Raw genomic sequence first — 15,299 nt, 5'->3', positions numbered from 1 at the left:
TTAATTCAGCGGCGGCCGCGGCGAGAAGCGTTGTGCAGATGCGTGAGCCGAACGACGGGCCGGCGACTACCGTGAGCGCCATGATCCGATGTGTGCGGTTGTGGACCGGTGCTGACGGTGGCTCGCATGTGGACGTGGGCACGCTGGACATGACACCCGGCCGCAACGCGGATCTGGTGTCGGCGGCGATGGCGGCCGCCCATGTCACGGTGGAGGAGACCGCGGGCGGCGGATCGCTGGCCTGGCACACCGCGCCGGTGCGTCAGCTGGTGGTGACCCTGGCCGGCACGCTGCGGTTCTGCACCCGCGACGAGGAGACGTTCCTGCTGCACCCCGGTGACGTGCTGTTGGCCGAGGACACCACCGGGACGGGCCACCAATGGGAACTCGTCGGCGCCGACCCGTGGCGCCGGATGTACGTCGTGCTCGCGCCCGGCGCCGAGGTCCCGTTCGTCCCTGTGTGATTTGTGCACGTTCGGTAACGGTCAGCGTGACCGAACGTGCACAAATCGCTAATGGCCGGCGACGATATCGGACTCGTCGACGGTGACCGGGTCCTTCGAGCCCGGCAGCAGCGAGTAGGCCGCACAGATGATCCCGAAGAACAGATAGCCCAGGGCGACTTGCGGATTGGCGGCCCAGGCCACCTCGGGGGCGTGGATCAGGCCGATGAAGGACAGGGCCGCACCGACCACCGAGGCGAGTGCCGCATAGAGAAACTTCTTCTCCAGGATGAACGTCACCATGGTGCCCAGGATCAGGCCGACCAGCACCGCGCCCTCGCCCAGGGTCTGCAGGCCCTCGTAGACCACGCCGGCGCCGTTGAGTTTGTCCAGTCCGACCGCCGAGGCCGAGGTCCCGGCCGCGTTCAGCGCGTTGTCGACCAGCCCGCTGGCCCACTGCGCCAGGTTGGGCAGCAGGGCGGCGACGACGGCGACGGCGTGCAGCCGCGGCACCGCCTGGAACGCCTGCGCCCCGATCAGCAGACCGATGTAGAGCAGGATCGGCACGATCGCGGGCACCGGCAACAGCGCATCCAACACGCCGAACAGGCCGAGGAAGCAGAAGATGCCGATGACCACACCACTGGCCAGCGAGTAGCCGGCCCGGCCGCCGGCGTCCTTCCAGCCGGGGTGGCCGATGTACACCGCGGGTGGGAACGGCGAGCCGAACGCCGAACCGATCACCGCGCCGGCACCGTCGGCCAGCAGCACACTGCGCAGGTTGTAGTTGTCACCCGCGGCGGCCGCGCTCTCCACGTTGCTCATCGCCTCGGTGAAGTTGTAGACGCCCAGCGGTATCGCGGTGCCCAACAGCGGGGCCAGATGCGACAGTCCGGAGAACAGCATGTCCACCCGCAGGTCGGGGATGCCGATCGCGATATCCGAAACGGCCTGTCCCACATCGGGTGCCGACATGAACCCGCCGATCCACCCGATGGCCGTGCCGACCAGCAGGGCGGCCAGCCCGACCGGGATGCCGAACGGCAGCTTCATATCGGTGAAGAACCCGATCAAGATGATCGCGAGCACCGGCAGGCCGATCCAGGCGGCCTCCCACATCTGGGCGGCCGGCCGCATGGAGATGAAGGTGATCGAGATGCCGGCCAGAGTGCCCAGCATCGCCGCACGCGGGGTCAGTTTGCGAATATACGGTCCGACGAAGGCGCCGATCATCACGATGACGCCGATCATGAACGCCCAGGCCAGCCCGGCCTGCCAGGCCGCCATCGCGTCCTTGGTGTTCAGGTACACCGGCAGCATGACGACGAACACCACGATGAACATGTGCGGCACGCTCGGGCCGTACGGCAAAGCCGTGACGTCTGTGCGGTTCTCGCGCCGGGCCAGCCGGCGGGCCAGGAACGTGTAGTACAGATTGCCGAGGATCAGCGCCACGCCAAGCGCGGGCAGGATGGTGCCCAGTACGTCACCCGGTGGCACGTTGACCACGCCGATCATCAACCCGGTCAAGGTGAGGACGTTGACCAGGATGTTGAAGCCGAGTCCGAAGAACGCGTTGGTGTCGCCTCGGGTCCACCAGGGAATGGACAACCCCGGTGCGGCCTTCTCGGCCGGGGGATCGGAGCTGGCGGGGGGATCGGTGACGTCGGTGGACATGGCTGGATCCTTTCGGGCGGACGCTCAGGCGGCGTTCGTGGTGAGTTGTTGCAACGCGGGAATGACCGCCGCGGTGTCGGCGACCCACCCGAAAATGCCCCCCTGGGCCTTGATCATCTCCAGCCCCACCCGCTGGAACTCCGGGAAATACGAACCGACGCAGTCGGATACGACCAGGCATTCGTAGCCGCGATCGTTGGCCTCCCGCGTCGTGGTGTGCACGCACACCTCCGTGGTGACGCCGGTGACGAGCAGCTGGGTGATGCCCGCACCGGTCAGCACGTCCTGCAGTTCGGTGGCGTAGAACGCGCCCTTGCCGGGCTTGTCGATGACCACCTCCCCGTCGATCGGGGCGAGTTCGTCGACGATGTCGTGACCGTACTCGCCGCGGATCAGGATGCGCCCGTACTTGCCCGGGTCGCCGATCCGCTTCGACGGGGCACCGCGATGGAGTTTGGCGGGCGGGCAGTCCGAGAGGTCGGCGACGTGACCTTCTCTGGTGTGGACGACCAGGATTCCGGCCTCGCGGGCGGCGGCGATCAGCGCCGCCAGCGGCGGGACCACCTTGAGCAATTGGTCCACGTCGTTGCCCAGGCTCTCGCCGAAACCCCCGGGCAGCAGGAAATCGCGCTGCATGTCGATGACGATCAACGCCGTCCGGCCCGGCTCCAGCGTGAACGCCGACGGTTCGGCGGGGACGGACACAGACATGGGCGATCCGCCTTCGGCTGCGCGCTGGGCTGTCATATCTGCTCCTTGACGGTCGATTCGGTGGCGGCTCCGGCTGCCACGGTGGCGGTCCGGGGTTCGTCGAGGATCTGCGCGGCCAGCGTCAGCACCGTGTCGTCGGAGAGCGCATCGCCCAGCAGCATCGCGCTGTAGGGCCGCCCGTCGCTGGTCACCCCGAGCGGCACCGCGACGCCGAGCAGGTCGAGCAGATTGCCGAAATGCGTGTAGTGGCCCAGCATCGTGTTGCAGTCGATGGGCCGCGCGAGCACCTGCTCGACGGTGAAGGTGGTGCCGATGGTGGGCACCACCAACACGTCCATGGACTGCCACAGCCGGCCGACCTCGGCCTTGAGATCCTGCAGCTTCTGCAGGGCGGCGAACGCGTCCACCGCGGTGTAGTTCAGGCCGCTGCGAAAGATGTCGCGGACCACCGGATGGATCGAATCCGGGTGTTCGGCAAGGAAATCGCCGAACTCGACCAGGCGTTCGGCCACCCACGGCCCTTGATAGAGCAGCGTCCCCGCGGCCAGGAACGGTGCCAGCGACACCTCGACGGTGACGGCCTGCCGTTCCAGGTGTTCTCGGAATCCGAGGTGGGCGGCGCGCATCGCGTCGTCACCGAAGAACTCGAGTTCGGCGACCGGGGGCAGCCCGACCCGGATCGGCGCCCCGTCGTACCGTGGGCCGCGATCCCGCGACCACGGGTCGCCGTCGTCGCGCCCGGCCAGGACGTCGAAAACCCGGTCGACATCGTCGATGCAGCCGGCCATCACGCTGAGGCAGTCCAGCGACTTGCAGGCCGGCACCAACCCGACGGTGCTGATCAGTCCGCGGGAGGGCTTGAAACCGACCACCCCGTTGAGGGCCGCCGGGACGCGCCCGGATCCCGCGGTGTCGGTGGCGACGGCGAACGGCACCTGGCCCAGTGCCACCGCCAGGGCCGAGCCGGAGCTGGACCCACCGGAGATGAGTTCGGCACCGAACACGCTGCGCGGCACCGTGTACGGGGTGCGCGTGCCGTTGAGTCCGGTGGCGAACTGGTCGAGGTTGGTCTTGCCGACGTAGAGCGCGCCCGCGTCCAGCAGTCGCTGCACCGCCGGTGCGGTGTGCTCGGCGATGTAGGCGTAGTCGGGACAGGACAGCGTGGTGGGGACGCCGGCGACGTCGATACTGTCCTTGACCCCGAACGGCACACCGTACAACGGCAAAGTCCGTGCCCCGGGGCGGTTCTCGATCTCGGTGGCGGCGGCCAGCAATTCGTCACGGCGAACGGTGGACAACCAGGTCCCGTCGTCACCCCGGGCGGCGATGGCGTCGGCGACCCGGGCCGCGGTCTTGACCGGCGAGCCGGTGCCGCCGGCGTGCGAGTCGAGGATCTCGGCGATCGACGGTCCGATCGACGGCCCGTTGGTGGCTGTTCCCATGTCTGTCGATTGTCGACAGATTCATGGCGATCGCGGTACGACTGTGTGTCGATCGTGTTAGCGCGTGCCCCGGGTGGTCAGGTCCAGATACCGCAGGTGGCCGTGCTGTTCCAGCGCCGCGATGACCGTGTCGGCGTCATTGGACTCCAGCGCGGTCAGGATCGCCCGGTGCCGCTCGACGCCGTCGCTGGCGTGGTGATGGCGTGCTTCTTCGCGCAGGTTCATCGCCATCGGCAGCTGCAGTTTGAGCAGGATCGGTTCCAGCACCAGATCCAGCTGGCGGTTGCCGGCCAGGCCGACCACCGCGGCGTGGAAGCGGCGGTGCGCGTCGTCGCGGTCCAGAGCGTCTGTCGCACAGGCCATGTCATCGAGCGCCAACCGGACCGGTGCCAGCGCGGAGTCCGGGTCGAGCAGCGGCATCGCGAGTTCGACGGCATGCCGCTCCAGGACCTGCCGGAGGTCGAACAGCTGCAGGATGTCCGACGGGGACCAGTCGGTGACCCGTGACCCGCGCCGGGGGAGATGCTCCACCAGACCCTGCTGCGTCAGCAGCCGCAAGGCCTCGCGCAGCGGTGCCCGGCTGATGCCGAGATCCGCGCACAGTTGTTCCTCGACGATCTTCTCGCCGGGGCTCAACGCCCCACTCAGGATCGCGTCGCGTACCCGGTTTCCGGCGACGTCGACGAGCGTCGCGGGTAGTTCTTGCCGCGAGCCGTCTGTCCGTGGTGCCGCCATGCCACGCCATCGTAGGAACTTTTGCGGCCGCGTGCCGTTTGCGGGGCTCGACACGCCACTTGGAACATGTTCTAGTTCTTGCATGCTGGACTTCACCCTCGAGGACCTCAGCGCCGAGGACGTCGAGCGCTTGCGCACCGTCTACCGGCCGCTGACCGAGTCGGTGCGCGCGCTGATCGATGCCACCATCCGCTCGGAGGCCGGCGCCGACGCGGTGGCCACGGCCAAGGCGCACATCGACGCGGCGACGACGATCCTGCGCCGGCAACAGCTCGACGGCCCGTTCGGTGTCCGGTTCACCGCCGAGGGGGACCGGATGCCGTGGGGCAACGCGGTGATCGGGCTGCGCAACCCGATCGCGCCGCCACTGGCCGTGCAGCGCAACGCCGACGGATCGGTGTTCGCCGATTTCGTACTCGGTGCGGCGTACGAGGGCCCGCCGGGACATGTGCACGGCGGCGTGGCCGCACTGCTGCTGGATCACGTGCTCGGTGAATCGGCCAGCCCGGCCACCAGTCCCAGGCTCACCGGCACCATCAGCGTCCGCTATCTGCGGCCGACCCCACTGGGCGCGTTGCACATCGAGGCGGCGGTCGTGCGCACCGAAGGGGTCAAGACGTTCGCGGCCGGGCTGATCGCCGATGCGGACGGTCCCACGGTGCAGGCCGAGGGGGTGTTCATCCGGCCGAAGTGGGCCAGGGGCTAACCGGCGGCCGGGGTTGCCGGGCTGGTGTTGGCGACCTCGACGAGCACCCGGGTGATGGTGGCGAGCTCGCCGACGAGCACCCGGGCCGGGCCGTCGTCGGGGCCCAGCAACGGCGCGGCGTCGCGGACCGCGACCGAGGCGGCGTTGAGTTGCTCGGTGTCCACCCGCCACGGGGCGGCGGGGGTGGCCGGATTGCCCATCAGTGCCTTGACGTAACCGTCGATGGCGCTGGTGAATTCGCGGTTCAAGGTGGGCGACGGGTGCGCGGGCAAGGTGGACTCCAGCGTGGCGCAACTGGTGGTGACGGCGTTCAGTGAGGCGCGGTAGGGGCGCAACCACCGGCGTATCGCGGGATTCTCGGTTCGGGTGGCCCCGACCGCCGCCTCGAATGCGGTCCGCGCGCTGGCCGCTCGCTGCCAGGCGGTCGACAGCGTTTCGGCGGGATGGTCGACATCGTGCACGAAGGCCTTGATCACCGTCGCGGCGTAGTCGATCTCGGTCTTCAGCAGTTCGCCGGCCCGTTGCCGCAGCCGCACCAGGGCATTGTCGGGAAGTCCGACGTGCACGATCACCGCCAGGGCCCCGCCGATGATGGTGGCCAGCCAGCGTTGTTCCACGGTGGCGGCGTCGACGGACCCGCCCACGTCCAGCAAGAAGATGATCGCGGCCGCCAACGCCGCGCTCACCGCGAAATACCCGAATTCGGCTCCGAGATAGGCGATTCCCAGGCACGCCACGGCCAGTGCCGCCGAGACGAGGCCACCCGGGTGCAGCAGTGCGGTGACGGTGGACGCCACGACCACACCGATCGCATTGCCGGTGATCCGCCCGACGCACCGGGTGTAGGTGTGTGCCGTCTCGGGGCGCAGCACCATGAGAACCGTCACCGCGATCCAGTACGCGTGCTCGGCTCCGCTGGCGCGGGCCATCGCCACCCCGACGGTCACCGCGATCACCAATCGGACGGCATGCCGCAGGATCGGTGACCGCCAATGCAGTTGCGCGCGCATCAGATCGACGGCCGCCGCCCAGGAATGCGGTAGTCCCGGTCGCCGCAACTGGGCTACCTGTTCTGGCTCGAACTGCCCGAACCGCAACTCGACCGCCTCGGACAGCTGATCGTACAGCCGCTGGGCCACCACACCGGTGGTGCCGCCGGTGGCGTCCGCCGCCGCGTCCAGGCGGGCCAGCGCCGGACCGACCTCGCGGCGATGCGCGCGCCGGGCGATCAGCTCGAGCAGGTCCCCGGTGGCGCGCAGGGTGTCCGCGGCGGCCGGGTCCCGCGGGCCTTCGCGGCCCAGCGCGGTCAGTGTCACCGCGATCCGTTCCGGCAGTCCGTACCAACCGCGGTAGGCCGGTGGCCGCCGCCGCGCCTGAGCTTCGCTGAGGGTGAAGGCCTCACGCAGCCGGATCAGCGGCATCCGGTCGATCTGCGCGCCGGGCTCGGTCGCGAGCCGGTGGGCATCCGCGCCGAGGGCGCGGTAGGCCTGGGTGAGGGCCTCGCTCTGGTCGCGCCAGCGGTGTTGTGGCCACACCGCGATCAGCACCGCCTGCGTCAGCCCGCCCAGCAACGCCAGACCGGCCGACGTCAGCGCCGCGGTGCCGCTGCCCGCCGTCGGTGAGGCGGTGACCAGCAGCACCGCCGCACCGGAGGCCAGCATGCCGGCGTTGGCGCTCAGCGCCCACTGCATCCCGGCCAGGAAACACCACGCCGCCACCGCGACCAGGAACAGGGGAGTCCACCCGCCGGTGAGCCCGCCGACGGCGACTGCCACTGCCATCTCGACCGAAACCGTGACGACGACGGGGATCCGGCTGCGCGGGCTGTCCTGCAGGGCGGTGGCACCGGCCAGGGCGGCGGCGCCGCCGGCGGCGACGGCCGCGCCGGGCGTCCCGAGGTACAGCGCGATCGCCGCGACCGCCAGCACACCGAGCAGGCTGCGCGCCACCGCACCGAATTCGTACAGCGTCAACCCGAGGGCTCTGGCTCTGCTCACCCTGCGGCCTCACTCACCTCTTCATTGTGGTCCTCTTCGCGTTCTGCTCGGCGTTACCGAGCCGCCCGGGTGAACGTGTCCGGTGTTGTTATTTTCGGTGGATGGAAAAGGTGATGGTGGTGCTGCGCCGCGCCGAGGCGGACGAGCAGTGGTGCCGGCGGTTGCGCACCCCGGTCGCGTCGGCGTTGGCCGAGTTGGGCCTGCCCGGCCTGACGGTCAACGTGCGCGACGACGCGGTGCGCGCCTCGCTGATGACGCTGACCACCCTGGACCCGCCGGCGGTCGCGGTGATCAGCATCTGGACCCAGCAGTACTACGGGACGGCCGTGACGGCGGCGCTCGACCTGCTGTCGGCCGAATGTGATTGTTTGGCGGCGTATCTGGTCACCGAGTCGGTGCCGATGCCGGCCCCGGACGGGCCGCCGGGCGCCCGCACCCCTGGCTTGGCCAATGTGGCGCTGCTGCGCCGACCGGCCGACCTGGACCAGGCCACCTGGCTGAGCCGCTGGCATCTGGACCACACGCCGGTGGCGATCGACACCCAGGCCACGTTCGGGTACACCCAGAACACGGTGGTGCGGGCGCTCACCGACGGGGCGCCGCGCATCGACGCCATCGTCGAAGAGCTCTTCCCGATCGAGGCCGTCTCGGATCTGTACGCGTTCTTCGGGGCGGCCGACGAGGCGGATCTGGCCGACCGGATGGGCCGGATGGCCGCCAGTGTGGCGAGGTTCGGCGCGGACCGCGACATCGACACGGTGCCGACCAGTCGGTACCCGTTGTGGAGCCCGGCGCATACGCTAGCGCCGTGACACTTCTGATCGCGGATGACAACCGCGTACGCACCCTCACCCTGAACCGTCCCGAGGCGCTGAACGCCTTCAGCGAGGCGCTGTACGACGCGACCACCGAGGCGCTGCTGGCCGCCGCCGACGACCCCGAGGTGTCCGTCGTGCTGCTCACCGGCGCCGGCCGCGCGTTCAGCGCGGGCAATGATCTGGTGGAGATGCAGAAGCTGGTCACGGACCCCGACTACCAACCGGGCAAGCACGGTTTCCGCGGCATGATCGAGGCGCTGGCCGCGTTCCCCAAACCGTTCATCTGCGCGGTCAACGGGGTGGGCCTGGGGATCGGGGCGACCATCTTGGGCTATGCCGACCTGGCCTTCATGTCCAGCACGGCGCGGCTGAAATGTCCGTTCACCAGTCTGGGTGTGCCGCCGGAGGCCGCGTCGTCCTATCTGTTACCGCGGTTGATCGGCCGGCAGAACGCCGCCTGGCTGCTGATGTCCTCGGAGTGGATCGACGCCGCCGAGGCGCTGCGGATGGGTCTGGTGTTCAAGGTGTGTGAGCCCGAGGACCTGCTGGCCGAGGCTCGCCGGCATGCCGATGTGCTCGCCTCCCGCCCGCTGAACAGCCTGCTGGCAGTGAAGAAGACGATGCTCGAACCGGTGCGGCCGGGGATCGCCGCGGCCAGCGAACGGGAGAACGCGTTGTTCGCCGAACTGCTGGGCCAGGCCGCCAACGTCGACGCGCTGGCGTCGTTCGTCGAGAAGAGGACCTAACCGGCGGCATGCACCGGGCATTCGCGCGATGCCGCCAGGATGGCGCGCAAGGTGCGGCGGCACCGGCCGCAGTCGGAGCCGGCCCCGCAGGCCTCGGCGATCTGCTTGGACGTGGTGGCGCCCGCCGCGACGGCCTCGCTGACGGCCTGGGTGGTGGCACCGGTGCACAGGCAGACGAACACGGCTCAGCCCCCCACCGTCATCAGGTGGGCGAACTTGCCGACGAACAGGGACGGGTAGGCGCCGAACCCGGCCTGCGCCATCCACTCGGCCGCGGCGTCGGGGTGGTCGATCCAGCGCCGGGCGCGGGCCTCGTTCTCGATCTCCTGCAGGATCAGCACCTCGTGTCCGTCGTCGAACGCGTGGTAGACCCAGATCTTGCGGACGCCGGACTGCCGGAACCGGTCCAGCGCCCCGTGCACCTTCACCATCAGGTCGTCGACGCTGTCGACGGTGGCGACCACGCCGACGATCACCCCGGCGACGGCGTTCTCGGCGGGGCCGGGGGCGCTGTCGTAGAGATCGATCTTCTCCACGACCTCGCCGGCGAAGATCGCCGGGATGTCCTCGACACCGGAAATATCGAAAAGGTCGAAGATGGCCGGCGACCGCAGCACTTCACGCACGGAATTCGGATGTGAAATGCCGATCGTCACCAGAATTCGCCCCGGTTCCCAGATCGACGTGTAAAGCACGACGTGATGGGCATCGATATTCGCCAGGGAGTCCTGGCGGGCTTTCAGCGCATTCCACATCGATTCCGGATTGTCGACGCGATAATCGGCGGCCAGGATGAGCGAATGTAAATGGTATTCGCCCACTGGCCATCACCTCCGTCGCCGCCGGACCGCGGCGCCGGCGGCACCGCCTCTCAAGGTAAGGGAAGTGTAACCTTAGTTAGGGCAGGCAGTCCATCTCAGCCCCGCTGACTGGGGTTAGCATCACCTATGGAGTGTGTGGACGCGCCACCGCGCGGAGCCGAATCGCCGCCGAAGCGCTCGCCGCCGGGTCCGGCCTGGACTAGATTCAGACGTGCACGGCAAGAGCAACACTTGACCAGCCCTCAAGGTGCTTAGGAGCGAAATGCAAGGCGATCCGGAAGTTCTGAAGCTGCTCAACGAGCAGTTGACCAGTGAACTCACGGCGATCAACCAATATTTCCTGCATTCGAAGATGCAAGACAATTGGGGATTCACCGAATTGGCGCAACACACGCGCGAGGAATCCATCGAGGAAATGCATCACGCGGAATGGATCACCGACCGCATCCTGCTGCTCGACGGGCTGCCGAACTATCAGCGGCTGTTCTCCTTGCGGGTCGGCCAGACGCTGCGCGAGCAGTTCGAGGCCGACCTGGCGATCGAATACGAGGTGGTGGCCCGGCTCAAGCCCGGCATCATCATGTGCCGCGAGAAGCAGGATGCCGTGTCGGCGAACCTGTTCGAGCAGATCCTCGGTGACGAGGAGAAGCACATCGACTACCTGGAGACGCAGCTGGAGCTGATGGACAAGCTCGGCGAGGCGCTGTACTCCGCGCAGTGCGTTTCGCGTCCGCCCAAGTAGCCCGTCTCGACACGCCGCCCGCCGGCCGCCGACCACATCCGTCGGCGGTCGGCGGTCGCGTATATTGGTAGCCAAGCTAATAATCGCGCGGTCGGGGTGAACAGGGGAGGACGCCATGACCGAGGCACCCGCACGGCCGGACACCGACGCCGCCGGGGCAATCGGATCGCAACGACGCAACATCGTCTTCGTCGCCGTGCTGCTGGGCATGCTGCTGGCGGCCCTCGACCAGACCATCGTCGCCACCGCGCTGCCCACCGTGGTGGCCGACCTGGGCGGCGCCGGCCACCAATCCTGGGTGGTGACAAGCTATCTGCTCGCCTCCACCATCGCCACGGCCATCGTCGGCAAGCTCGGCGACCTGTTCGGCCGCAAAACCGTCTTCCAGGTCTCGATCGTGTTCTTCCTGGCCGGATCGGTGCTCTGCGGGCTCGCGCAATCGATGACGATGTTGGTCGCGGCGCGGGCGCTGCAGGGCATCGGCGGTGGCGCCATCATGGTCACCGCGACCGCCGTCATCGGCGAGGTGATCCCGCTGCGCGATCGAGGGCGATACCAGGGAGCGCTCGGGGCCGTGTTCGGCGTGACGACCGTGATCGGACCGCTGTTGGGTGGCTTCTTCACCGACCATCTGTCCTGGCGCTGGGCGTTCTGGATCAACGTGCCGGTGGCCGTCGTCGTGTTCGCGGTGGCCGCCGTGGCCATCCCGGCGCTGGCCGGCCGCACCAAGCCGGTGATCGACTATCTGGGCATCGTCCTGGTGGGCCTCGGGGCGGCCGGCCTGACCCTGGCCACCAGCTGGGGCGGCGCCGAGTATGCGTGGTCGTCGCCGGTCATCATCGGGCTGTTCGCCGGGGCGGCGGTCATCCTGGCCGCCTTCGTTTGGGCGGAAATCCGTGCGGCCGAACCGATCCTGCCGATCAGGTTGTTCGCCAGCCCGGTCTTCGCGGTGTGCTGCGTGCTGGCCTTCATCGTGGGCTTCGCGATGCTGGGCGCGATGACCTTCCTGCCCACCTTCATGCAGTTCGTCGACGGCGTATCGGCAACGACCTCGGGTCTGCGCACGCTGCCGATGGTGGCGGGCATGCTGCTCACCTCGATCGGCAGCGGTGCGCTGGTCGGCCGCACCGGCCGGTACAAGATGTTCCCGGTCGCCGGCACGGCCGTCATGGCGGTCGCCTTCGTCCTGCTGTCCCGGATGGACGCCGCGACGTCGGTCTGGCTGCAATCGGCCTACCTGTTCCTGCTCGGCACCGGTATCGGCCTGTGCATGCAGGTGCTGGTGCTGGTGGTGCAGAACACGGCACGGTTCGACGATCTCGGCGTCGCCACCTCGGGGGTGACCTTCTTCCGGACCATCGGCAGCTCGTTCGGGGCGGCCATCTTCGGCTCGCTGTTCACCAATTTCCTGTCCGGCCGGCTCGCCCAGGCTCTGGCGGCCGGCGGGCTGCCCGCGACCGCGGCGCAGTCACCGAAAGCCTTGCACGAGTTGCCCGCCGAGGTGGCCGCGCCGATCGTCGACGCGTACGCCGACGCGCTCGGTCTGGTCTTCCTCTGCGCGGCGCCCGTCGCGGTGGTCGGGTTCGTGGTGGCCCTGTTCCTCAAGGAGATCCCGCTGCGCGAGATCGAGGCGGTCTCGGCGGGTGACCTCGGTGACGGCTTCGGGATGCCCGGCACGGAATCCCCGGACGACATCCTGGAACGGGCGGTGGCCCGGATGTTCCGGGATTCACCGGAGATCCGGCTGCGCAACCTGGCCGGCAGCCAGGGCTGCGACCTCGACGTCGCCCGGTTGTGGGCGCTGGTCCAGATCTACCGGCACAGCCAGTCTTTCGGCTCGGCAACCCTGCCGGAGATCGCCGAACGCCGGCGGGTGCCGCCCGAGGTGCTGGAGCCGGTCTTCGACCGGCTGGTCGACACCGGCTACGCACTGCGCACCGGGGATCGGCTCTGGCTGACCCAGCCGGGCGCCGCCCAGGTCAACGCGGTGACCGCCGCACTGGTCGGCCGGATCGTCGACAAGCTGGCGGTGTCGGCCGACTATCAGGGCCGCCCGGACCGGCTGCAGGTCGAAGCCGCGCTGGAGCGCATCGCACACCGCATGCTGGTGCAGCGCGAATGGATCGACGACCGGCCGGCCCTGGCGGCCGCCCGGTGAAAAACTAGAACGCGTTCCAATTCGCGGCCATCGGGCGTACTCTTCGCAGCATGAGCCGAATCGGAGATTTCCCCGACGATGACGCCGCCGCCTGGGTGCTCAAGTCACCCGATATCGGGGTCGCCATGGCCGGTTTCACCAATGCGGTCTACACCAAGAACCGGCTGCCGATGCGGGTCCGGGAGTTGGCCCGGATGGTGATCGCCCTGGACAACGAATGCGTGGTGTGCCAGAACACCCGGGATTCGGACGGGATCGCCGCCGGCGTCGACGAAGACCTCTACGACCATGCCCACGAGTGGCGGACCTGGCCCGGCTACAGCGCGCAGGAGCGGGTGGCAGCGGAATTCGCCGAGCGATTCGCCCGCGACCACACCGGGCTGCGCGACGACGAAGAATTCTGGGCGCGGTGCTCGGCCGAGTTCGACGACGAACTCCTGACCGACCTCGCGTTGTCCTGTGCCATGTGGCTGGGCATGGGGCGGATGCTGCGCACCCTGGACATCGGCCAGAGCTGCAAGATCACCCTCTGACATCCCCTGGGCAATGTCATGGGTGCTGCCGCCGCGACCGCGGTTGCCGCGAATTTCGTCTGGCTCGGCATGGTGCTGGCCATCTCGTTCATCGAGGCGCCGCTGAAATTCCGCGCACCCGGTGTCACGCTGCCGATCGGTCTGGGCATCGGACGGCTGGTGTTCCGCGCGCTGAACGGCGTCGAAGCGGTGCTGGCGATCGTCCTGCTCACTTCCGTTGTGTGGGCGCGGTTCCCGACGCTGGCGATTGCCGCGGCCACCACGGCGGTCGGCGCACTGGTCGTGCAGTTGCTGGCGGTGCGCCCCGGGCTCACCCGCCGCTCCGACGCGGTGCTGGCCGGCTCGGACGCCCCGCGATCGCGCGCCCATTACGCCTACGTCGGGCTCGAGGTGGTCAAGGTCGGCGCCCTGATCGTCGCCGGTGTCGCACTGCTGTCGCGGTGAGCCCACAGAGGGCGATCAGCGCCACCAGCCAGGGCAGCGCGCCGTGCTGGTGCACCCACCCGGCAAGGGCCGCCTGCAGGTGGCCGGCGGCGGTGATCACCGGGTCGACCACCCCCGCGTCGCCGCTGAACAACCGGATCTCGTAGACGCCGTAATAGGTCACGTACGCGCCGACCAGAACCAGCAGCAGCCCGCCGATCCTGTTGACGTAGGGCAGGATTCGGCGCAACCGGTCGAGCAGCGCGGAGCTCGCGACGGCCACCGAGACCGCCAGCGTCCCGACGATCAGCGCGAAGCCCGCGGCGTAGGCCAGGTACACCCCGACGGCGTCGCGCAGCGTGCCCGCCCGGGCCGCCCCGGCCGTCACCGCGAGAAAAGGCCCCACCGTGCAGGACAGCGACGCCAACGCGAAACCGGCGCCGTACCCCAACATCGAGCCCAGCCGGGCGGTGGGCGCCCAGCGCGCGCCGGCCGACAGCGGTACCCCCACCCGCCGTCCGGCCAGCAGCCACCCGCCGAGCACCACCAGCAGCACGCCGATGCCCACCGTCACGTACGGCAGATAGCGCTGAATGGTGGAGGCCACCGAGACCGCCAGCGTGCCGAACCCGGCGAACACCGCCATGACGCCGACCGTCATCGCGGCTGTGGCCGCCAGGGCCCGGCCCAGTGCGCGGGCGGGCCGGCCGTCCCGCTGCACCACCAGCGCCAGATACGCCGGCAGCATGGCGAACCCACACGGATTCAGCGCGGCGACCAGTCCGGCACTGAACGCCAATCCGACCAGCTCGGTGGCCACCTCAGGCCAGGGCAGCCACGCGGTCGGACAATTCCTGTTCGGACATCGCGGAGGTGGGGTTGTTCACGAACGACGAGGTGCCGTCGCGCTTCACGAACAGATAGGCCGGCTGCCACGGGACGTTGAACCGTGCCCAGATGGAGCCGTCGGCGTCGTTGAGGTTGGTGAAACCCAGGTTGTATCTGGACACGAAGCCCTGCATGGCGGCCACGTCCGAACGGGCGGCCACGCCGACGAACGTGACACCGGGGTTGGCCGCGGCGACATGGCTGACGCTGGGCGCTTCCTGGTTGCAGAACGGACACCACGGCGTCCAGAACCACAGCACGGCGGGCCGGCCCTGCAGAGTGGCGCCGTTGAACGGGGCGCCCGAGAGGGTGGTGCCGGTGAATTGCAGGCGGTCGTCGGCCAGGGCCGTGGGGGCGGTGAGGCCGAGCAGGACCAAGGCCGTCACGGCGACGACGCAGAGGCGGCGGATTCGAGTGTTCATAACCCGTGCACGTACCCGACTGCCGTCCGGTTCAGTC

General features: G+C 69.1%; 17 protein-coding genes. 8 read left to right on the top strand and 9 right to left on the bottom strand.

All coding sequences use genetic code 11. The annotated features are described in order from the left end of the window. Window positions 1-80: 80 nt before the first annotated feature. Window positions 81-464 (top strand): cupin domain-containing protein, encoded by a 384-nt coding sequence (locus tag BN977_RS00380; protein ID WP_036395605.1) that lies wholly within the window; start codon window positions 81-83, stop codon window positions 462-464. 48 nt (window positions 465-512) lie between these two features. On the opposite strand, the gene BN977_RS00375 is transcribed toward BN977_RS00380, so the two are convergent. The 4 genes from BN977_RS00375 to BN977_RS00360 are packed head-to-tail and all read right to left on the bottom strand — an operon-like array spanning window position 513 to window position 5,008. Next, window positions 513-2,120 (bottom strand): SulP family inorganic anion transporter, encoded by a 1,608-nt coding sequence (locus BN977_RS00375; RefSeq protein WP_036395603.1) that lies wholly within the window; start codon window positions 2,118-2,120, stop codon window positions 513-515. Between the two features lie 24 nt (window positions 2,121-2,144). After that, complete coding sequence (locus BN977_RS00370; RefSeq protein WP_036398161.1) at window positions 2,145-2,831, bottom strand: cysteine hydrolase family protein; 687 nt, start codon at window positions 2,829-2,831, stop codon at window positions 2,145-2,147. A 32-nt stretch (window positions 2,832-2,863) separates the two neighbouring features. After that, window positions 2,864-4,273, bottom strand: a complete 1,410-nt coding sequence (locus BN977_RS00365; RefSeq protein WP_036395601.1) for an allophanate hydrolase — start codon at window positions 4,271-4,273, stop codon at window positions 2,864-2,866. 57 nt (window positions 4,274-4,330) lie between these two features. Then, window positions 4,331-5,008 (bottom strand): GntR family transcriptional regulator, encoded by a 678-nt coding sequence (locus BN977_RS00360; protein ID WP_036395599.1) that lies wholly within the window; start codon window positions 5,006-5,008, stop codon window positions 4,331-4,333. An 82-nt stretch (window positions 5,009-5,090) separates the two neighbouring features. Between BN977_RS00360 and BN977_RS00355 the strand changes: the two genes are divergently transcribed. Then, a complete protein-coding gene (locus BN977_RS00355; RefSeq protein ID WP_036395597.1) occupies window positions 5,091-5,714 on the top strand; it encodes a PaaI family thioesterase in 624 nt (207 codons plus the stop codon). Here the strand turns inward: BN977_RS00355 and BN977_RS00350 are convergent. After that, the gene (locus BN977_RS00350; RefSeq protein WP_036395594.1) at window positions 5,711-7,711 is read right to left on the bottom strand and encodes an FUSC family protein; all 2,001 of its coding nucleotides are present in this window, start codon (window positions 7,709-7,711) and stop codon (window positions 5,711-5,713) included. The two genes, BN977_RS00355 and BN977_RS00350, sit on opposite strands and share 4 nt — an antisense overlap. A gap of 101 nt (window positions 7,712-7,812) precedes the next feature. Between BN977_RS00350 and BN977_RS00345 the strand changes: the two genes are divergently transcribed. Continuing rightward, window positions 7,813-8,523: an EthD domain-containing protein gene (locus BN977_RS00345; RefSeq protein WP_036395590.1), complete on the top strand. Its 711-nt coding sequence runs from the start codon at window positions 7,813-7,815 to the stop codon at window positions 8,521-8,523. Continuing rightward, complete coding sequence (locus BN977_RS00340) at window positions 8,520-9,275, top strand: enoyl-CoA hydratase/isomerase family protein (RefSeq protein ID WP_036395588.1); 756 nt, start codon at window positions 8,520-8,522, stop codon at window positions 9,273-9,275. The genes BN977_RS00345 and BN977_RS00340 overlap by 4 nt, the downstream gene beginning before the upstream one ends. Here the strand turns inward: BN977_RS00340 and BN977_RS00335 are convergent. Further along, window positions 9,272-9,457 carry a (2Fe-2S)-binding protein gene (locus BN977_RS00335; RefSeq protein WP_024451358.1) on the bottom strand — a complete coding sequence of 62 codons (186 nt, stop codon included), beginning with the start codon at window positions 9,455-9,457 and terminating at the stop codon, window positions 9,272-9,274. The two genes, BN977_RS00340 and BN977_RS00335, sit on opposite strands and share 4 nt — an antisense overlap. A 3-nt stretch (window positions 9,458-9,460) precedes the next feature. Continuing rightward, entirely contained in the window at window positions 9,461-10,096 is a 636-nt protein-coding gene (locus tag BN977_RS00330; RefSeq protein ID WP_036395586.1) for a hypothetical protein, read from the bottom strand. Between the two features lie 262 nt (window positions 10,097-10,358). Between BN977_RS00330 and bfr the strand changes: the two genes are divergently transcribed. The 4 genes from bfr (at window position 10,359) to BN977_RS00310 (ending at window position 13,973) form a co-directional block, all read left to right on the top strand. After that, complete coding sequence (bfr, locus tag BN977_RS00325) at window positions 10,359-10,838, top strand: bacterioferritin (RefSeq protein WP_024451360.1); 480 nt, start codon at window positions 10,359-10,361, stop codon at window positions 10,836-10,838. Window positions 10,839-10,953: 115 nt separating this feature from the next. Further along, complete coding sequence (locus BN977_RS00320) at window positions 10,954-12,996, top strand: MDR family MFS transporter (protein WP_036395584.1); 2,043 nt, start codon at window positions 10,954-10,956, stop codon at window positions 12,994-12,996. A 50-nt stretch (window positions 12,997-13,046) separates the two neighbouring features. Further along, the gene (locus tag BN977_RS00315) at window positions 13,047-13,529 is read left to right on the top strand and encodes a carboxymuconolactone decarboxylase family protein (RefSeq protein WP_024451362.1); all 483 of its coding nucleotides are present in this window, start codon (window positions 13,047-13,049) and stop codon (window positions 13,527-13,529) included. A gap of 18 nt (window positions 13,530-13,547) precedes the next feature. Then, entirely contained in the window at window positions 13,548-13,973 is a 426-nt protein-coding gene (locus tag BN977_RS00310; RefSeq protein ID WP_036395582.1) for a hypothetical protein, read from the top strand. Here BN977_RS00310 and BN977_RS00305 read toward each other — a convergent pair. Together BN977_RS00305 and BN977_RS00300 are read right to left on the bottom strand one after the other, a co-directional pair. Continuing rightward, complete coding sequence (locus tag BN977_RS00305) at window positions 13,924-14,772, bottom strand: cytochrome c biogenesis CcdA family protein (RefSeq protein ID WP_036395580.1); 849 nt, start codon at window positions 14,770-14,772, stop codon at window positions 13,924-13,926. The genes BN977_RS00310 and BN977_RS00305 overlap by 50 nt on opposite strands. 1 nt (window position 14,773) lies before the next feature. Beyond that, window positions 14,774-15,262 carry a disulfide bond-forming protein DsbE gene (locus BN977_RS00300; RefSeq protein ID WP_036395578.1) on the bottom strand — a complete coding sequence of 163 codons (489 nt, stop codon included), beginning with the start codon at window positions 15,260-15,262 and terminating at the stop codon, window positions 14,774-14,776. Window positions 15,263-15,299: the final 37 nt, after the last annotated feature.

Source organism: Mycolicibacterium cosmeticum, assembly GCF_000613185.1.
Taxonomy (GTDB): domain Bacteria; phylum Actinomycetota; class Actinomycetes; order Mycobacteriales; family Mycobacteriaceae; genus Mycobacterium; species Mycobacterium cosmeticum.
This window is presented reverse-complemented; position numbering and strand designations above follow the sequence as displayed.

Coding starts and splice junctions, on each gene's coding strand:
- BN977_RS00345 (WP_036395590.1), top strand. CDS start 7,813: ATGGAAAAGGTGATGGTGGTGCTGCGCCGCGCCGAGGCGGACGAGCAG.
- BN977_RS00365 (WP_036395601.1), bottom strand. CDS start 4,273: ATGGGAACAGCCACCAACGGGCCGTCGATCGGACCGTCGATCGCCGAG.
- BN977_RS00320 (WP_036395584.1), top strand. CDS start 10,954: ATGACCGAGGCACCCGCACGGCCGGACACCGACGCCGCCGGGGCAATC.
- BN977_RS00315 (WP_024451362.1), top strand. CDS start 13,047: ATGAGCCGAATCGGAGATTTCCCCGACGATGACGCCGCCGCCTGGGTG.
- BN977_RS00380 (WP_036395605.1), top strand. CDS start 81: ATGATCCGATGTGTGCGGTTGTGGACCGGTGCTGACGGTGGCTCGCAT.
- bfr (WP_024451360.1), top strand. CDS start 10,359: ATGCAAGGCGATCCGGAAGTTCTGAAGCTGCTCAACGAGCAGTTGACC.
- BN977_RS00370 (WP_036398161.1), bottom strand. CDS start 2,831: ATGTCTGTGTCCGTCCCCGCCGAACCGTCGGCGTTCACGCTGGAGCCG.
- BN977_RS00355 (WP_036395597.1), top strand. CDS start 5,091: ATGCTGGACTTCACCCTCGAGGACCTCAGCGCCGAGGACGTCGAGCGC.
- BN977_RS00360 (WP_036395599.1), bottom strand. CDS start 5,008: ATGGCGGCACCACGGACAGACGGCTCGCGGCAAGAACTACCCGCGACG.
- BN977_RS00310 (WP_036395582.1), top strand. CDS start 13,548: ATGGGTGCTGCCGCCGCGACCGCGGTTGCCGCGAATTTCGTCTGGCTC.
- BN977_RS00375 (WP_036395603.1), bottom strand. CDS start 2,120: ATGTCCACCGACGTCACCGATCCCCCCGCCAGCTCCGATCCCCCGGCC.
- BN977_RS00300 (WP_036395578.1), bottom strand. CDS start 15,262: ATGAACACTCGAATCCGCCGCCTCTGCGTCGTCGCCGTGACGGCCTTG.